This window comes from Fertoeibacter niger, assembly GCF_009380135.2.
In the GTDB taxonomy this organism is placed as follows: Bacteria; Pseudomonadota; Alphaproteobacteria; order Rhodobacterales; family Rhodobacteraceae; genus Fertoeibacter; species Fertoeibacter niger.
In genome coordinates, this window is the sequence record NZ_WHUT02000014.1 from 85348 (window position 1) to 102586 (window position 17239).

Below are 17239 nucleotides of genomic sequence, written 5' to 3' on the forward strand. Positions count from 1 at the left end.
GGGAACAGGCGTTTTGCGGGGCTGCCGGGCGTGGGCCGGTATTGCCGCGATGGCTGCTGTTGCGGGAAGGCGTTCTGCCCCACGTGCCTGCGCGACAACGGCTTTCCAATTTGCCGCACAACGCGGGCGAAGGGATGCAATTTCGTTCCGTCTGGCTTATCTGGGGTGCAAGAGCCATGACAGGAGGATCCCATGTCTGTTCGCATCAATGATGTCGCGCCGGATTTCACCGCCGAATCCACCGCCGGAACCATACATTTCCACGATTGGGTGGGTGACGGTTATGCCATCATCTTTTCGCACCCCAAGGATTTCACCCCGGTCTGCACCACCGAATTCGGTGCGGTGGCCCAATTGGTGCCGGAATTCGCCAAGCGCAAGACCAAGGTGATCGGCGTGTCGGTGGACAAGGTGGATGAGCATCTGAAATGGCAGCGCGACATTGCGGCCTTTGCCGGGGCCGATGCCGATTTCCCGATCATCGACGACACTTCGCTGACAGTGGCCAAGGCCTATGACATGCTGCCCGCAGAATATTACCTGCCGACCGAAGGGCGCGCGCCCGCGCATACCGCCTCGGTTCGGACGGTGTTCATCGTGGGGCCGGACAAGAAGGTGAGGCTGACGATGGCCTATCCCATGTCGGTGGGCCGCAACTTTGCCGAGATCCTGCGGGCGCTGGATGCGGTGCAGGCCACCGATGGCGTTCCGATCGCCACACCCGCCAACTGGGTGCCCGGGCAGGATGTTATCGTGGCGCTGAGCCTGAACAACGAACAGGCCGAGGCCAAGTTCGGCCCGCTGGACATCAAGCTGCCCTATCTGCGGTTTGCCAAGGCACCGGTCTGAACGACGGTTTGTGAAACGGCAGGAACGGCCCCCGGTTGCGGGGCCGTTTTTGTCTGGCGGTGGATTTCATTCCGATTGCCGCCGCGGCTGGTATAGATGTGGTGCAACCCCGGGAGGACCACATGCGCATATGTCTGGCCTGCTTTGCCGCCGTGCTGATCACCGCAAGCGCCGCTTCGGCACAGATGATCGGCGGCAGCTATACGGTCGAGGGGGCCAACATGAATGGCAGCCCCTATGCCGGCACGGCGGAAATCGCCCTGACGGCCGAAAACTGCGAGATTTTCTGGACCACGGGCACCACCACCTCCAGCGGGATCTGCATGGTGGGTGAGAATGTGTTCGTGGCGGGCTATGAACTGGGCGGCAAGGTGGGGCTGGTGATCTACCGCGTGCTGCCCGATGGCGTGCTGGACGGGTCATGGACCATCGCGGGCCAGCCGGGCGCGGGCTATGAGGTGCTGGTGCCGCGGTAGGGATAGGCGGGGCCCCAGACCTGCGGCGCCTCACGCGCCAGCATCCGCGCCTCGGCGGCGTCAAGCCGGGCGCGGGCGGCGTCTGGGCAGCCGGTGTCGCGCAGGGCCCGCTGCCAGATGGCCAGCACGGATTGCGCGCTCCACGGCAGGGCGGCCCCGGCCACCCATTGGCGCAGCGCGGGGGGCAGGCGGTCATGCGCCGTCATGGGGCGGGTGTTGCGCCAGCGCGCGCGGGGTGAGGCAAGGTTGCTCATGCCGCCGCGCGCCGCCATGAGGGAAACGGGTCGGGCAGGCTGGACCACAGCGCGGGGGTGAAGCCAAGGGCCGGGACAAGTGCCGCGTCCAGCGCGGCGCGCAGCGCGGGTTCATCCATGCCGGTGCCGATGAACACCAGTTCCTGCCGCCGGTCGCCCCAGGGTTCGGCCCATTTGCCCGCCACCTCGGCCAGCGCATCGGGGTGGGTGGGCCAGCGTTCGCGCGGCACCGAGGCCCACCAGCCGCCCAGCGGCGTGACAGAGGATACCGCACCGGCCAGCGAAAACTCGGCCACCCAGTTGGGGCGGGTCGCCAGCCAGAAATGCCCCTTGGCGCGGATGACGCCGGGCAGATCACCGTTCAGCAGGGCATGGATTTTGGCCGGGTGGAACGGCATCCGCGCGCGGTAGACAAAGCTGGTGATGCCATATTCCTCGGTTTCCGGGGTGTGGTGGGCGAAACCGTAAAGCTCTTTGGCCCAAAGCGGGTGTTCCTGCGCGCGGTCAAAGTCGAACAGGCCGGTGTCGAATATGGCGTCTGCGTCGATGCGGGAATGATCCGCCTCGATCAGCCGCGCGTCGGGGTTCAGCGCGCGGATGATCTTGCGGGCGGCATCGGCGCGTTCCGGCCCGGCATCGCGCACCTTGTTCAGCACCACGACATTGGCGAATTCAATTTGTTCGGTCAGCAGGGTGACAAGGCTGCGGGTGTCGCCCTCGGGCGCCTGATCGCGGTCGGACAGGAAATCATGGCTGGAAAAGTCGCGCAGCAGGTTGATGGCATCGACCACCGTGACCATCGTATCCAGCCGGGCCACGTCCGACAGGCTGTCGCCATCCGCATCGCGGAAATCGAAGGTGGTGGCGACGGGCAAAGGTTCGCTGACGCCGGTGGATTCGATCAGCAGATAGTCAAACCGGCCCTCGGTGGCCAGACGGCGCACCTCGGCCAGAAGGTCATCGCGCAGGGTGCAGCAGATGCAGCCGTTTGACATCTCGACCAGCGTTTCATCGCTGCGCGACAGGCTGCTGCCTTCGCGGATCAGGTCGGCGTCGATGTTCACCTCGGACATGTCGTTGACAATGACGGCGACGCGGCGGCCCTGACGGTTGTTGAGGATGTGGTTCAGCAGCGTGGTCTTGCCCGCGCCGAGAAAGCCGGACAGCACGGTGACGGGAAGGCGGGGGGTCATGGCGGCCTCTTGATATGTTATACTATAACTATATCGGCGCGCGATGAGGGCTGCAAGGGTTGTTGTGGGCAAGGCGCGCGGCCGGACAGAACCGCGCGCCTTGTTGGCAGTTCTGGTGGCGAAATCAGGCGGCTGCCGGAGCCAGCGCGGGTCGCGAGGAGCGCAACCCCCCGCGCTGGTAGCGGGCATAGGCCAGATCGGCGGTTTCAATCTGGGGTGCGCGGCCCGAGATGATGTCGGCCAGCGCGCGGCCCGAGCCTGCGGCCATCGTCCAGCCCAGCGTGCCATGGCCGGTGTTCAGATACAGGTTCGCCACGGTGGAGCGCCCGATGATCGGGGTTCCGTCGGGGGTCATCGGGCGCAGCCCGCTCCAGAACGTTGCGCGCGACTGGTCGCCCGCGCCGCCGAACAGATCCTCGACCGAGTGTTGTAGCGTGGCACGGCGGCGTTCGTGCAAGGTGTTGTTGAAGCCGGAGATCTCGGCCATGCCGCCCACGCGGATGCGGTCGCCCAGCCGGGTGATGGCGATCTTGAAGGTTTCGTCCATCACGGTGGATTCGGGTGCGCGGGATGCGTCGATGATCGGCACGGTGATGGAATAGCCCTTCACCGGATAGACCGGCAGGCGCATGCCGAACTCGCGCACCATCATCGGGGAATAGGCACCCAGAGCCACCACAAAGGCATCGGCCGTGATGCGCCCTTCCGAGGTGTGGACGGCGGTGATGCGGTCGGCCTGTTTTTCCAGCCGGTTGATGGCGACGCCGAAACGGAAGGTCACACCCGCCGCTTTTGCCATGTCGGCCAAGGTGTTGGTGAATTTGAAGCAATCGCCGGTTTCATCCCCCGGCAGGCGCAGCCCGCCCGCGATCTTGTGCAGCGATGTCGCCAGACCCGGTTCGGCGGCCACGCATTGCGCGGGGTCCAGCACCTCGAACGGCACGCCATCGGCCTTCAGCACCTTGATGTCTTTATAGGCGGCATCGACCTGCTTTTGCGTGCGGAACAGTTGCAGCGTGCCCTGCATGCGTTCGTCATAGGAAATGCCGGTGTCGCGCCGCAGCGCGATCAGGCAGTCGCGCGAATATTCGGCCAGCCGCACCATGCGGCTTTTGTTGATGGCATAGGCTGCCGAGGTGCAGTTGGTCAGCATCCGCGCCACCCATTCGATCTTGGCCAGATCGGGGCGGGCTTTGATGATCAGCGGCGCATGGTGCATGAACAGCCATTTCACCGCCTTTTGCGGAATGCCCGGCGCGGCCCAGGGCGAGGCATAGCCGGGGCTGATCTCGCCCGCGTTGGCGAAAGAGGTTTCCAGCGCGGGGGCCTGCTGGCGGTCGATCACCGTCACCTCATGCCCCGCCTGCGCCAGATACCAGGCCGAGGTGACGCCAATGACGCCTGCACCGAGAATCACGACACGCATGGGGGCCTCCGTTTGCTGCTGTGCGGCAGGATACGGATTCCGGGCGGGATTTCTTGGGGAAATGGACGGTAGATTCGGGTGTTTGGCGGAGGTTCTGCGGTGATTGCACGATAAGGCCGAAGAAGCTGCGGCTATGGGGTGAATCGCGCGAAGATAAGGCGGTTTGTGAAATGCTCAGCATCTGAGCGGTTTTGACCGTTTGCTGATTCTAGATGATGACGTGGTGCGAACTAGACTGAACGCTAAGGAAGGTCACTGATGCCTACTGAAGCTTACTGAAGGCCACTGAAGGCTACTGAAGGCCAGTTGGCTATCCTCCCTCGCCGAAGAGATCTTCGCGGTCGGCTCTTCCAATCGCCAAGATCCACGTCGCAAAAGAGCGTGTGGGCAGTCGATAGAAGCCACGCCTTGCGTCGTCAGACAGAATGATCTCGCGACTTTTCAATGCCATCAGCGCGTTATCAATATTTGTTGCGGATACTCCACAGTTACTAACGATGTCCTTCCTGGAAACCCACTGATCGCCATGATTAGCCATATAATCCAACACCTTTCTATATTCCGAGGACAAAATCTTCGAATAATACATCTTGCTGAAATACTTTGCGCCAAGTTGAGAAATCGCACCGTTCTCATTGAAGGCACCCGATGAAACATCATCATGGTCAATTAAGTTGTCTCTGTCAGATTGAAAAGCAGAAAAAGAGAACTGTTGAACAAAGTGGGGATAACCTTCAGAAAGGGAGGCGATAAGCTCAAGCGCATCAGAAGATATGTCGGTTTGGGATTCATTTTTCTCATTTGCAATTTCCAAACCACGCTTGACTACCAGTTCCCGCTCTGCCTGCTCTAGCGGGTGCATTTGAACTATTTGAAATACCCTCAGCGAGGATTCATGACTTTCACGAAGCCGATTCACGATCAGCGATTGTCCTGCCAAGACAAGCAGTAGCTTGGATTGACCACGTTTCGCCAACCTCTCAGTAAACACCTTTACGAACTCACCCAGATTGGCTGAAGAAGGCGCACTGTCCGCCTCGTCGAGCAGGAATGCAACACCGTCAAACTCTTTACTTTCAATGAGCTGATCTGTGATGCTTACCAGATCGTCAAGTAGTTCATCGGAGTCCAGTTCATCTTCGCGACCATTATACTTAACGCCAAGAACTTCCCAGCTTGAGAGAAAGTCCCAAACTTTTTTCGCCTTTTCTTGAAGGCTTTTATGCTGACGTAGCTTTGACCGAAGCTCTCGTGCAACTTGCTTAATTAGGCCAGCTTGACTGGAGATACCAGCCAGATCAGTCGAAACAGTCAGAAAGTTGAACTTTACGCCATCGCTCTCAATCTCACCCCGAGCCACTAAGTCAGCATAAAATAGCAGAGAAGATTTACCAATACCTCTCTCCCCTGTCAGTAGCAAATGCTGCGGGTTGCCATTTCTGGTCTGGAACAGAGCTTGCTCGATAGTCAGAATTTCATCGTAGCGACCGGTGAACATCCCGGTGTAAGCTATTCCATTGGGCACAAAAGGGTTGAACTTCATCTCTGTCTCCCGGTATCAAATCAATGATAACAGAAAGGCCCCGGTGTTTCCACCGGGGCCTTTCGTTACAACCGTTGTAGCCCTCAGGCTTCGGCTTCTTCTTTCTTTTCGCTGATTTCCAGCCCGGTTTCCTGATCGACCATCTTCATGCCAAGGCGCACCTTGCCGCGGTCGTCGAAGCCCAGAAGTTTCACCTTCACTTCCTGGCCTTCTTTCAGGATCTCGTTCGGGTGGGTCAGGCGCTTGTTGGCGATCTGCGACACATGCACCAGACCGTCACGCTTGCCGAAGAAGTTCACGAAAGCGCCGAAATCGACCAGTTTCACCACCTTGCCGGTGTAAACCTGGCCTTCTTCGGGTTCTGCCACGATCGACCAGATCATGTCATAGGCCTTCTTGATCGCTTCCGCCGAGGAGGACGCGATCTTGATCATGCCGTCGTCGTTGATGTCCACTTTCGCGCCCGACAGTTCCACGATCTCGCGGATGACCTTGCCGCCCGAGCCGATCACTTCACGGATCTTGTCGGTGGGGATGGTCAGCGTTTCGATCTTGGGGGCGTATTCGCTGAAGGCCTGCGCCGAGGTCAGCGCCTTGGCCATCTCGCCCAGGATGTGCATGCGGCCATCCTTGGCCTGTTCCAGCGCCTGTTCCATGATTTCGGGCGTGATGCCCGCAATCTTGATGTCCATCTGCAGGCTGGTGATGCCCGCAGCGGTGCCTGCCACCTTGAAATCCATGTCGCCGAGGTGATCCTCGTCGCCCAGAATGTCGGTCAGCACGGCGAAACGGCCGTCATCTTCCAGGATCAGGCCCATGGCCACACCGGCGACCGGCGCTTTCAGCGGCACACCGGCATCCATCATCGACAGCGAACCGCCGCAGACCGATGCCATCGAGGAGGAACCGTTGCTCTCGGTGATTTCCGACACCACACGGATCGTGTAGGGGAAATCGGTGCCAGCGGGCAGAACCGCCTGCAACGCGCGCCATGCCAGTTTGCCATGGCCGATTTCGCGGCGGCCGGGCGGGCCGAAACGGCCAACTTCACCCACTGAATAGGGCGGGAAGTTGTAGTGCAGCAGGAAGTTCGACCGGCTGTTGCCGTGCAGGGCGTCGATGATCTGCTCATCCTCGCCGGTGCCCAGCGTGGTCACGACCAGACCTTGCGTTTCGCCACGGGTGAACAGGGCCGAGCCATGGGTGCGCGGCAGGATGCCGGTTTCGCAGACGATGGGACGGACGGTCTTGGTATCACGCCCGTCGATGCGCGCACCGCCGTTGATGATGTCGCCGCGCAGCACCGATGCTTCCAGCTTCTTGATCGCGTCGCCAAGGTTGGCATCGGCGCGGTCTTCGTCCGACAGGGCGGCCTTGATGACATCCGCAGCGGCGTCGATGGCGTTGGTGCGTTCCTGCTTGTCGCGGATGGCGAAGGCGGCGCGCATGGCGGTTTCGCCCGCGGCCTTCACATTGGCATAAAGCGCCGAATAATCGGGAGCCTGGAAATCGAAGGGCTCTTTCGCGGCGTCTTCGGCAAAGTCGATGATCAGGTCGATCACCGGCTGCATCGCGGCATGGCCGAATTTCACGGCGCCCAGCATTTCGGCCTCGGACAGCTCGTAAGCCTCGGATTCCACCATCATCACGGCGTCTTTGGTGCCGGCGATGACCAGATCAAGCCGCTGGTCGGGGTTCGAGCGCAGTTTCTGCATGTCATCGACATCGGGGTTCAGCACATATTCGCCGTTCACAAAGCCGACGCGGGCCGCACCGATGGGGCCCATGAAGGGCACGCCGGAAATGGTCAGCGCGGCGGATGCGGCGATCATGGCCAGAATGTCGGGCTCGTTCACCAGATCATGCGACAGCACAGTGACGATCAGCAGCACTTCGTTGCGGAAACCATCGACGAACAGCGGGCGGATCGGACGGTCGATCAGGCGCGAGGTCAGGGTTTCTTTTTCGGACGGGCGGGCTTCACGCTTGAAAAAGCCGCCGGGCACCTTGCCGGCAGCATAGTAGCGTTCCTGATAATGCACGGTGAGCGGGAAGAAATCCTGCCCGGCTTTCGCCGATTTGGCGAAGGTGACGTTGGCCATCACAGAGGTCTCGCCCAGAGTGGCGATGACCGAACCGTCGGCCTGACGGGCAACCTTGCCCGTCTCCAGGGTCAGCGTCTCGCCGCCCCATTCGATCGATTTTTTCGTAACGTTGAACATTGCTTTTCCTAGCTTGGCTGACGGACCCTCCGCCAACCCGGGTTTCGTACGGGCCGCATGCCCGTGGCTTCGCTGTTGCCGTCTGCCCGCCCCATGAAGCCCGCTGGGGGAACATGCCGCATCCTGCGGCCCGAAAGGAAAGACGCGCCCGAGGGGGCGCGTCCTGTCAGATTAGCGGCGCAGGCCCAGACGCGCGATCAGCGCGGCATAGCGGGCGTCGTCCTTGCCCTTGAGGTAGTCCAGCAGCTTGCGGCGCTGGGCCACCATCATCAGAAGGCCACGGCGCGAGTGGTTGTCCTTCTTGTGGCTTTTGAAATGCTCGGTCAGCGTGGCGATGCGCGAGGACAGGATAGCCACCTGCACTTCGGGCGAGCCGGTGTCGTTTTCCTTGGTCGCGTATTCCGAAATCAGGCGGGCTTTTTCTTCGACGGTGATCGACATCGGGATCTCCATGGTTGGGTGTGACGGCACAAGCCGGGATGTCGTCCAGCAGGGCCCTTGAGCATCCGGCAGGTCTACCGGATGCGCGCGTATAGGAGAAACCGCCCGAAAAGAAAAGCGCCAATTCCGCCGCATGCCCGGGCGGCCGGATGGTGGCGGCCCACAGGCGGGGCTGGCGCTCGTGCCGTTTTTCTGCCATGATGTTGTGAATAATCTTGTTTGAAGGCAAAGGCTTAGGCCGTTTCATGGTTAACGGCGCAGTGGTATGCGCCGGTTGCGCGGGGAAGGGGTTGCGATGCTGGGCATGTTGGGATTGCTGGGGGCCTTGTTTGCCGGTGTCGCGGCCGATGCGGTGCTGGTGCGCGCTGGCAAGGGTGCAGAGGCTGACGACAGCACCGAAACCGATGCCCCGGAGACCGAAACCGAAGACGCCCCCCCGGCGGGCGACCTGACTGATGCCGGGGCCGACAGCGCCGGAACCACGCCGCATGCGCCTGTGCAAGCCGTTGATACCAGTCAGGCTTCGGGTTTTGACGGTCAGCCCCGGTCGGATGACCTGCCCGACAGGCCTGACCCTGACAGGCGCATGAATGGCACCGAGGGCGACGATGTGCTGACCGCTGGCGGCGGGCAGGACACGCTGCGCGGCGGTGTGGGCAACGATCTGCTGGCCGGGCAGGGCGGCGATGACCGCATCATCGGCGGCGCGGGGCAGGACCATGCCCATGGCGGCGCGGGGCAAGACACACTGCGCGGCGGCAGCGGCGACGATGTGCTGGATGGCAATGCGGGCGATGACCGGCTGCGCGGCAACCTGGGCGATGACCAGCTTGCGGGGCATGCCGGGCGGGACGATCTGGCGGGCGGTGGCGGGGATGATTCGCTGCTGGGCGGCTCCGGCGATGACAGCCTGCGCGGCGATGCCGGTGATGACTGGCTGGCGGGGGGCTTTGGCGATGACCTGCTGACAGGCGGCGCGGGGACTGACACGCTGGATGGCAATGACGGCGATGACACGCTGTCGGGGCTGGACCCTGACGGTCAAGCGGCGGTGGATTATCTGAATGGCGGCGCGGGTGACGACTGGCTTGTGCTGGGCGCGGGCGACATTGCGTCGGGTGGCGGCGGGGCTGATGTGTTCACGCTGGGCGACACTTCGGGCGATGTGGCGCGGATCGACGATTTCGACGCGGCGCAGGATGAGATTCTGGTGCTTTATGATGCTGCGGCCCACCCCAACCCCGTGGTCACGCTGCTGAGTGAGCCGGGGTCGGATGACGTGACAGTACTGCTGGACGGGTTGCCGCTGGCGTTGGTGCAGGGCGGCGCGGGGCTGACGCCGGGGCTGATCCGGCTGGCGGCGGCCTGAGGCGCATCAGGCGGCCCGGCCACGCATCAGCCTTGGAAGAACGGCACGAATGTATCCAGCACCGCAGCCGGGTTTTCCTCCATCACGAAATGGCCGCTTTCGCAGGCGGCATCGGTGACATCGCTGGCCCATTTGCGCCAGATGCCGGCCGGGTCGCCGGTGCGGGCGGGAAAGCCGTGGCGGCCCCAGAGAAAGCGCAGCGGGGCGGCGATGCGGTGGCCTGCGGCCAGATCGGCCTGATCATGGCGGCGGTCGGTCGTGGCCCCGGCGCGGTAGTCGGCGCACATGGCGGCGATGCGGGCGGGGTCGCGGGCCTGCGCGCGATAGGCTGCAAGCGCCTCGGGCGGAAAGGCATCCAGCGATTTCGCCAGTGTCCAGCCTTGCAGCGTCCAGTCCAGATAGGCCACCGGATCTGCGTTGATCATGCGTTCGGGCAGCGGCGCGGGCTGCGCCAGAAAGGTCCAGTGATAGGCGGCCATGGCCATTTCGGCATTCCAGGCGGCCCAGTAGTCGGCGGTGGGGGCAATCTCGATGATGCCGATGCGGCTGACGCGGGCGGGATGATCCAGCGCCAGCCGGTAGGTCACGCGCGCGCCCCGGTCATGGCCCAGGACCATGGAGGTGCCGATGCCCCGGGCGTCCAGCAGCCCGATGATGTCGCGCGCCATTTCCCGTTTCGAATAGGCGGTATGGCCTGCATCGTCGGGCGGCGCGTCGCTGTGGCCATAGCCGCGCAGATCGGGGATCAGCACGCGGAAATGCCGGGCGAATTCGGGCGCGACGCGGCTCCAGCACAGGCCGTTCTGCGGATAGCCATGCAGAAGGATCAGCGGTGGGCCAAGGCCCGCCTCCTGCACCGACAGGTGGATGTCGTTGGTGGCGATGCGGTGGCGGGTAAAGCCGGGGATCGTGGTCATGCGAGCGCCTTCGTTGCGATGGCCCGAGGATGGACCGGGGCGCGCTGCGCAGGCAAGGCCGCGCAGTGGGAAAGCGTTCAGATCCAGCGTTCGGGCTGCCGATCATAGCCGATATACAGCGGGTGTTTCGGCTGGCCATCCCGGTTCAGCCCCAGATGGTGCAGCGGCCGCCCGGTGGCGCGCAGCAGCGCCGCGACGGCGGCACCCCGCCCCAGATGTGCCCCATGGCTGCCCCAGGCGCAGATGATCCGGTCGGCCCAGAGTGCGCTATCGGCAATCGCCGCGTCATTGTCCGCACCCACCGGATCGGCTGCGGCGCGCATCTTTTTCGGGTCGGTGTCGCGCCAGGCAAAGATGTTGGTCACGCGGAAGCCCCCGAACCCCAGCGCCCGCGCCCGCCGCTCGCAGCGTTCCACCGTGGGGTCGTTCTGGTATTCGGTGGCGGTCGAGGGGTTCAGCATCACGAACAGCGCCTTTGGCCCCGCGGCGTCCCACACCCGCGTCAGCAAGTAGCGATACCGCTCGCAATCGGAATAGACGGCGGTGGAGGGGGCGTCGCCCTTGGTGTGGCTGCGGGTGATCATCTGTGTCTCGGGTTGTTGGCGTTGCTGGCCTTCGGCGAGGATATTTGGGCCAGCAAGAAATCGACAGGGCGTTCTGCATGGTATGGGGTCATGCACCCCTTTTCTGGGGGGCGAGCCGAAAAGCCCATTCTTACTGGCAAAAATATCCGCGCCGCAGGCCTCTGCCATCACGAGGGGCGCTGTCAGTCATTGAACACGCGGGAGGGGTGCAACTCGCCCGCCTTGTAGATGCCTACAGCCACGGCGCGGCCCTGATAGCTGGCCCAGGCCTCGTCGCCATACTCGGCGGTGGAGGCGATGACCATGCCGGGGTTGCCGTTCTTCAGGCGGGCCGCGCCTTCGGGGGTGCAAGGCAGTTCGGGCAGGTCGGCCAGACCCTTTTCCAGCGGGTGCAGATAGGCATCCAGCGTCTCGGTTTTCGCCAATGCGTCCAGCGTTTCCAGGGATATGCCCTGTGCGGCGTCAAAAGGCCCTGACCATGTGCGGCGCAGCCATTGCACATGGCCGAGGCAGCCCAGTGCGGCCCCGAGGTCGCGGGCGATGGAGCGCACATAGCCGCCCTTGCCGCAGACCATCTCCAGCTCCGCATGGTCGGCATCGGGGCGGGCGGTCAGTTCCAGGCTTTCGACCCACAGTGGGCGGGCGGCGAGTTCGAAATCCTCACCCTCGCGCGCCAGGTCATAGGCGCGTTCGCCATCGACCTTGACGGCGGAAAACTGCGGCGGGGTCTGCATGATCTCGCCCCGGAAGGCGGTGAGGGCGGCGGTGATCGCGTCATCCGTGGGTCGGGCGTCGGAGGTGGCGATGACCGTGCCTTCGGCATCGTCGGTGGTGGTGGCCGCGCCGAAGGTGACGACGAAGCGGTAGCATTTCAGCGCGTCGGTGATGTAGGGCACGGTCTTGGTCGCCTCGCCCAGGGCCACGGCCAGAACGCCGGTGGCGGCAGGGTCCAGCGTGCCCGCATGCCCGGCCTTGGCCGCGTCAAAGGCCCAGCGGACCTTGTTGACCACCGAGGTCGAGGTGATGCCGGCGGGTTTGTCGACCACCAGCCAGCCCGATACCGCGCGGCCCTTGCGTTTGCGTCCCATGATGCACCCTTGCAGCGAAAGAGCGTCTGCTAGCGAAGCACGGGCGGGCCGTCAACCGGCGGGGGTGACAAGCCCCACTATCGGCCCCATCGGATAGCCCCGGTCAAAGCGCTTCATCGCCGGGGCGTAGAGCCGCGAAATGCTGCCGTCGAGATACAGCGCATCGGGCAGGCCCAGCCCGTCACGGAACAGCCGGGCGAACTGGTGAAAGCTGACGCGGGTGTTGGAGATGGCAAACATGGCGATATTGCCCCCGGCGCCCACGCCCACGCCGTTGCGGATATGGCGCGAATCCGAGTCGGGCAGAAAGCGCGGGTGCAGGGCTCCGTCGATGACAAGCATGGGGCCGGACTGCGTGGCGAAGCGGCAGGCAGGCGCATCGCTGGCAAAGCGGCGCGACTCGGTCACGCTGAAGCGGGTGGCGATGCAGAACACCCCGTTGGGCAGCAGGCCGAAATTCCCCGGGCCTGCTGCCGTGACCAGCCCCGCGCGGCTTTGGCCGTTTTCGACCATCAGCCCCACCGGGGCGCGGTCGGGGTGATACATGCCCGCGTTCATCGCAAAGCCGAGCGTCTGGCCACTGGCGGCCAGCGCGTCATTCACCCGGTCGAACGTGCCATAGGGGCTGCCGTCGGGGGCGGTCTGGAACAGGCGCAGGTCATCGCCCGCCTGAACGGTGCAGATCGTGTAGGACGCGCCCTCAAACGCCATGTCGCGGCAGGGCGATTGCGCGGCGGCAGCGGCAGGCAGCAGACACAACAGCAGCGCGCGCAGCAGCTTAGCTGTCAGCCGCCGCATCGTCATCATCCTGCCCGGCCTTCAGGTCGCGCTGCACGGTCTCATCGGCGAACAGCCGGCGGGTTTCGTCCAGCCGGTCGAATGTGTCATCGGGGCGAAAGCGCAGGTCGGGGGCGTATTTCAGCGTCAGCGATTTCGACACGGCGCGGCGCAATTCGTATTTGTTGCGGCTGAGGGCGGCGATGGCCAGATCGACATCCTTGCCGCCCAGCGGCATCACATGCACGGTGGCGATCTTCAGATCGTTCGACAGCCGCACCTCGCCCACGGTGATCGAAAAGCGGTTCAGGTCGGGGTCGTGAATCTCGCCCCGGATCAGCAGGTCAGACAGCGTGCGACGGATCAGTTCGCCGACGCGAAGCTGGCGCTGCGTGGTGCCGGGGCCGGGGGTGGTGCGGTTTTGTGCCATGCGCAGCCATGTAGGGTGTTTGCGGGGCCGGTGCAACGGCGGGCTTTGCGCCGCGCGCGGGAACCGGCTAAAGCGGCGGAAACAGCGAAAGGGTGCGTGATGACTGATCTGCCGGGTATCGTGATCACCGGGGCCTCGGGGCGCATGGGGCAGATGCTGATCCGCACCGTTCTGGCATCAGACCGGGCGCGGCTGGTGGGCTGCGTCGAACGGGCGGGCCATGCCTGGGTCGGCCGTGACGTGGGCGAGGCGATGGGCGGGGCGGCCGTGGGGGTTGTGGCAACCGATGACCCGCTGGAGGCTTTTGCCCGGGCGCAGGCGGTGCTTGATTTCACCGCACCCGCCGCGACGGTGGAATTTGCCGCACTGGCGGCGCAGGCCCGCGCGGTGCATGTGATCGGCACCACGGGGCTGGAGGCCGAGCATCTGCACAAGATCGCATGGGCCGCGCATCATGCGGTGATCGTGCGGGCGGGCAACATGAGCCTGGGGGTCAACCTGCTGGTGCAGATGACGAAAAAGGTGGCGCAGGCGCTGGATGCCGACTGGGATGTCGAGGTGGTGGAGGCGCATCACCGCAGAAAGGTGGATGCGCCCTCGGGCACCGCGCTGATGCTGGGGCAGGCGGCGGCGGACGGGCGCGGTGTCGATCTGGCGGCGGTGCGCGATGCGGGGCGCGACGGCATCACCGGGGTGCGGCGGCTGGGCGACATCGGCTTTTCCAGCATCCGGGGCGGTGACATCGTGGGCGAGCATGACGTGATCTTTGCCGCGGATGGCGAGCGGGTCGTGCTGCGCCACATTGCCACCGACCGCAGCGTGTTTGCGCGCGGCGCGCTCCGGGCGGCTTTGTGGGGGCAGGGGCAGAAGCCCGGCGAATACGACATGCTGGATGTGCTGGGGCTTTCGGAGTAAACTCGGCGTGATCTGGCGGGATATTTTAACCCCGCCTTCATCCAGTGATGCTTGTCTTGCGTAAAAACCACTCGAATGCGCGCTGCGTCGTCAGTGCCGGAACCAAAGCGGGTGCGCCATGATCAGAACGGCTGTTGTTGTAGCTATTTGCGCAGGGCTTGCGGCCCCGGTCGCCGCCGAGGGGCTGGCGCGGGTGCAGGACAAGTCGGATTTCGTGGGTCTGGTGGGCGGCAAGGCGCTGACCCGCATGGGCATCACGCTGGAGGTCACGCCCGACGGTGCCATCACGGGCAGCGCCTTCGGCAAGCCCGTGACCGGCGCATGGCGCTGGAACGCGGGCCTGTTCTGCCGTGATCTTTACTTCGGCAAGCAGGATCTGGGGCCGAATTGCCAGGTGGTTCAGACCGATGGCGCCACAGTGCGGTTCATCTCTGACGAGGGCGAGGGCGACTATGCCGACCTGCGGCTGAAGTAGGCCGGTCTGGTCGCTTGCCGGGGGTGGCTTGCCGTGCCGCATTGTGGGGCGCGGCGGGACTGCCTTTGCGGCGATCCGGGCAAAGGCCGGGGGGCTTCACGCCCCCCGGCCCCCCCGTGGGATATTTAGGGACAGAAAAAGGCGGCGCAGGCCGGGTGCCTTGCACGTCTGCGTGGCCCCGGCATCAGAAGTCGATGGCGATGCCCTTTTTTTCCCAGTCGCCGTAGCGCACGGGCTCGGGGCCGTTGCGCCCGCCAAGTTCCTTGGGCATGGCCGGTTCTTGCGCCTGTTTGCGGCGTTCCTCGGCCTCGGCCAGTGCGCGCAGGGCGGCGGCGGGCAGCGGGGCTTGGGTCTGGTCCGTCATGGCAGGGTTTCCTTGTGCCGGTGCGGGTCATGATATACGCCGCGCGGGATCATGGACAAGGCGGTGCGGCAATGGCGGGTGAAGTGATGTCGGCCCGGGCGGCGGCGGTGGCGCTGCTGGATGCCGTGCTGGGCGAGGGCGCGCTGCTGGCGCAACTGCTGACGGCAAGTCACGGCCCGCTGGTGGCCCTTCCGCCGCAGGAACGCGCCCGGGCGCAGCGGCTGGCCCTGGCGGTGCTGCGCCATGTCGAACAGGCGGACCGGCTGCTTGACCCGCATCTGCGCAAGAAACCGCCGCTGACGGTGCGCAACATCCTGCGGCTGGCGCTGGTGGAGCGTGTGGTGGACGGTGCCGCCGCGCATGGCGTGGTGAATGCGGCGGTTGATCTGGCGCGGCACGGCAACCGCACCGGGCATCTGACCGGGCTGGTGAATGCCGTGCTGCGCAAGGTGGTCGATCTGCCCGCGCCCTTTGCCGCCCTGCCGCCGCAGCGCCTGCCCTTGTGGCTGCGCAAGCCGCTGGTCGGGCAATACGGGCGCGATGTGGTCAGCGCGATCGAGGCGGTGCAGGCCCGCCCCGCGCCGCTGGATCTGACGGTGAAAGACGCGGTGGAGATTGAAGGGGCGGAGCTGCTGCCCAGCGGCAGCCTGCGGTTGTCGGGCCATGCGCAGGTGTCGCAACTGCCGGGCTATGATGCGGGCGCGTGGTGGGTGCAGGATGCGGCGGCGGCGCTGGCGGTGCGGCTGCTGGCACCGCAGGCGGGCGAGGCGGTGGCCGATCTTTGTGCCGCGCCGGGTGGCAAGACGCTGCAACTGGCGGCGGCGGGGGCGGTGGTCACAGCGGTGGACATATCCGAGCCGCGTCTGGCGCGGCTGCGCGAGAATCTGGCGCGGACCCGGCTTTCAGCGACGGTCATCGCCGCCGATGTGCTGCACTGGCAGCCGGATGCGCTGTTTGATGCGGTGCTGCTGGATGCGCCCTGTTCGGCCACCGGCACGATTCGCCGCCACCCCGATCTGCCCTTTGTGAAGGACGGCAGCGAATTGCCTGACCTTGTGGCTTTGCAGGCGCAGATGATCGACCGGGCGCTGGTGCTGCTGCGCCCGGGCGGGCGACTGGTTTACTGCACCTGTTCCCTGCTGCCGGAGGAGGGCGAGGCGCAGCTTGCGGCCGCTCTGGCCAGGCATCCCGGCCTTGTGGTGCAGCCTGTGGCGCTGCCCTTTGTGCCGCCGGAATGGGCGGGCGCGGGCGGCGGGTTGCGGCTGCGGCCCGATTACTGGGCTGACCGGGGCGGGATGGACGGATTTTTCATGGTTTGCCTGCAAAAGCCCCTGTAGCCCGGTTTTGGGTGACAGTCTGCCCCACGGGCGCTATGGTTTTGCCGCAGCGACCCGGAACCGGGCGAGGATCGGGCAGGGCGGGTAAGGCATGGCAGGCGTAACCCAGATGACAGGGTTTGCAGCGCGGAAAACCCGGCTGCTGAACCGGTGGGAGGCGCGGCGCGCGGGCATTGCGCGCCCGATGACCGCGTTTGACCGACCTCCCGAGCCGCGCACCATCGGGCTTTTTGCACGCGGCAAGCAGCTTGTGGCCGGGCATGTGCTGCTGGCAGGCCAGATGATCGAGACCCGGGGTGAAACGCTATGGGCGGTGGCCCCGCCGGGCAGCGCCTTTGGCGTCGAGGCGCAGGGCTTTGCCTGGCTGGATGATCTGGCGGCGCTGGGCGATTCGGCGGCGCGGATCTGCGCGCAGACCTGGACCTGGGACTGGATCGCGCGCTATGGCGCGGGCCGGGGGCCGGGCTGGACGCCCGATCTGGCCGGGCGGCGGGTGATCCGCTGGATCAACCACGCCACGCTGCTGCTGACGGCCAAGGATGCGGCGGCGGAAGAGGTTTTCTTGCGCGCGCTGGCCCG

General features: G+C 64.8%; 18 protein-coding genes and 1 pseudogene. 7 read left to right on the forward strand and 12 right to left on the reverse strand.

Going from position 1 to position 17239, the window contains the following annotated elements:
- The first annotated feature begins 192 nt into the window (after window positions 1-192).
- Together GEU84_RS18615 and GEU84_RS18620 are read left to right on the forward strand one after the other, a co-directional pair.
- Window positions 193-849, forward strand: a complete 657-nt coding sequence (locus GEU84_RS18615) for a redoxin domain-containing protein (RefSeq protein WP_152825295.1) — start codon at window positions 193-195, stop codon at window positions 847-849.
- Between the two features lie 122 nt (window positions 850-971).
- Window positions 972-1325, forward strand: a complete 354-nt coding sequence (locus GEU84_RS18620) for a hypothetical protein (protein ID WP_152825296.1) — start codon at window positions 972-974, stop codon at window positions 1323-1325.
- Here GEU84_RS18620 and GEU84_RS18625 read toward each other — a convergent pair.
- The 6 genes from GEU84_RS18625 to rpsO form a co-directional block, all read right to left on the reverse strand.
- Entirely contained in the window at window positions 1301-1579 is a 279-nt protein-coding gene (locus tag GEU84_RS18625; protein ID WP_152825297.1) for a DUF6525 family protein, read from the reverse strand. The genes GEU84_RS18620 and GEU84_RS18625 overlap by 25 nt on opposite strands.
- The gene (locus GEU84_RS18630) at window positions 1576-2772 is read right to left on the reverse strand and encodes a GTP-binding protein (RefSeq protein ID WP_152825299.1); all 1197 of its coding nucleotides are present in this window, start codon (window positions 2770-2772) and stop codon (window positions 1576-1578) included. The genes GEU84_RS18625 and GEU84_RS18630 overlap by 4 nt, the downstream gene beginning before the upstream one ends.
- Window positions 2773-2896: 124 nt before the next feature.
- Complete coding sequence (locus GEU84_RS18635) at window positions 2897-4342, reverse strand: D-amino acid dehydrogenase (RefSeq protein ID WP_338144835.1); 1446 nt, start codon at window positions 4340-4342, stop codon at window positions 2897-2899.
- A 166-nt stretch (window positions 4343-4508) separates the two neighbouring features.
- Window positions 4509-5741: an AAA family ATPase gene (locus GEU84_RS18640; protein ID WP_152825302.1), complete on the reverse strand. Its 1233-nt coding sequence runs from the start codon at window positions 5739-5741 to the stop codon at window positions 4509-4511.
- 83 nt (window positions 5742-5824) lie between these two features.
- Window positions 5825-7963, reverse strand: a complete 2139-nt coding sequence (gene pnp, locus GEU84_RS18645) for a polyribonucleotide nucleotidyltransferase (protein ID WP_152825304.1) — start codon at window positions 7961-7963, stop codon at window positions 5825-5827.
- A 171-nt stretch (window positions 7964-8134) separates the two neighbouring features.
- Complete coding sequence (gene rpsO, locus GEU84_RS18650; protein WP_152825306.1) at window positions 8135-8404, reverse strand: 30S ribosomal protein S15; 270 nt, start codon at window positions 8402-8404, stop codon at window positions 8135-8137.
- Between the two features lie 295 nt (window positions 8405-8699).
- Here rpsO and GEU84_RS18655 point away from each other — a divergent pair, with 295 nt between their 5' ends.
- A complete protein-coding gene (locus GEU84_RS18655) occupies window positions 8700-9773 on the forward strand; it encodes a calcium-binding protein (RefSeq protein ID WP_174539992.1) in 1074 nt (357 codons plus the stop codon).
- Window positions 9774-9799: 26 nt separating this feature from the next.
- On the opposite strand, the gene GEU84_RS18660 is transcribed toward GEU84_RS18655, so the two are convergent.
- The 5 genes from GEU84_RS18660 to rbfA form a co-directional block, all read right to left on the reverse strand.
- Window positions 9800-10690 carry an alpha/beta fold hydrolase gene (locus GEU84_RS18660; protein ID WP_152825310.1) on the reverse strand — a complete coding sequence of 297 codons (891 nt, stop codon included), beginning with the start codon at window positions 10688-10690 and terminating at the stop codon, window positions 9800-9802.
- Window positions 10691-10767: 77 nt separating this feature from the next.
- Window positions 10768-11274: a DUF1643 domain-containing protein gene (locus tag GEU84_RS18665; RefSeq protein ID WP_152825311.1), complete on the reverse strand. Its 507-nt coding sequence runs from the start codon at window positions 11272-11274 to the stop codon at window positions 10768-10770.
- Window positions 11275-11456: 182 nt separating this feature from the next.
- Window positions 11457-12362 carry a tRNA pseudouridine(55) synthase TruB gene (gene truB, locus GEU84_RS18670; protein ID WP_152825313.1) on the reverse strand — a complete coding sequence of 302 codons (906 nt, stop codon included), beginning with the start codon at window positions 12360-12362 and terminating at the stop codon, window positions 11457-11459.
- A gap of 51 nt (window positions 12363-12413) precedes the next feature.
- On the reverse strand, window positions 12414-13160 hold the full coding sequence (locus GEU84_RS18675; RefSeq protein WP_152825315.1) for a phosphodiester glycosidase family protein: 747 nt from the start codon (window positions 13158-13160) through the stop codon (window positions 12414-12416).
- Complete coding sequence (rbfA, locus tag GEU84_RS18680; protein ID WP_152825317.1) at window positions 13141-13569, reverse strand: 30S ribosome-binding factor RbfA; 429 nt, start codon at window positions 13567-13569, stop codon at window positions 13141-13143. Before rbfA ends, GEU84_RS18675 begins: the two co-directional genes overlap by 20 nt.
- A gap of 99 nt (window positions 13570-13668) precedes the next feature.
- Here rbfA and dapB point away from each other — a divergent pair, with 99 nt between their 5' ends.
- Window positions 13669-14484 carry a 4-hydroxy-tetrahydrodipicolinate reductase gene (gene dapB / locus GEU84_RS18685; protein ID WP_152825319.1) on the forward strand — a complete coding sequence of 272 codons (816 nt, stop codon included), beginning with the start codon at window positions 13669-13671 and terminating at the stop codon, window positions 14482-14484.
- 118 nt (window positions 14485-14602) lie between these two features.
- The gene (locus GEU84_RS18690) at window positions 14603-14959 is read left to right on the forward strand and encodes a dihydrodipicolinate reductase (protein WP_152825321.1); all 357 of its coding nucleotides are present in this window, start codon (window positions 14603-14605) and stop codon (window positions 14957-14959) included.
- A gap of 184 nt (window positions 14960-15143) precedes the next feature.
- On the opposite strand, the gene GEU84_RS18695 is transcribed toward GEU84_RS18690, so the two are convergent.
- On the reverse strand, window positions 15144-15323 hold the full coding sequence (locus GEU84_RS18695; RefSeq protein ID WP_152825323.1) for a DUF1674 domain-containing protein: 180 nt from the start codon (window positions 15321-15323) through the stop codon (window positions 15144-15146).
- A 71-nt stretch (window positions 15324-15394) separates the two neighbouring features.
- On the opposite strand from GEU84_RS18695, the gene GEU84_RS18700 reads away from it, so the two are divergent.
- Together GEU84_RS18700 and GEU84_RS18705 are read left to right on the forward strand one after the other, a co-directional pair.
- On the forward strand, window positions 15395-16660 hold the full coding sequence (locus tag GEU84_RS18700; RefSeq protein ID WP_152825325.1) for an RsmB/NOP family class I SAM-dependent RNA methyltransferase: 1266 nt from the start codon (window positions 15395-15397) through the stop codon (window positions 16658-16660).
- 109 nt (window positions 16661-16769) lie between these two features.
- A pseudogene (locus GEU84_RS18705) lies at window positions 16770-17239 on the forward strand (heparinase); the annotation flags it as partial.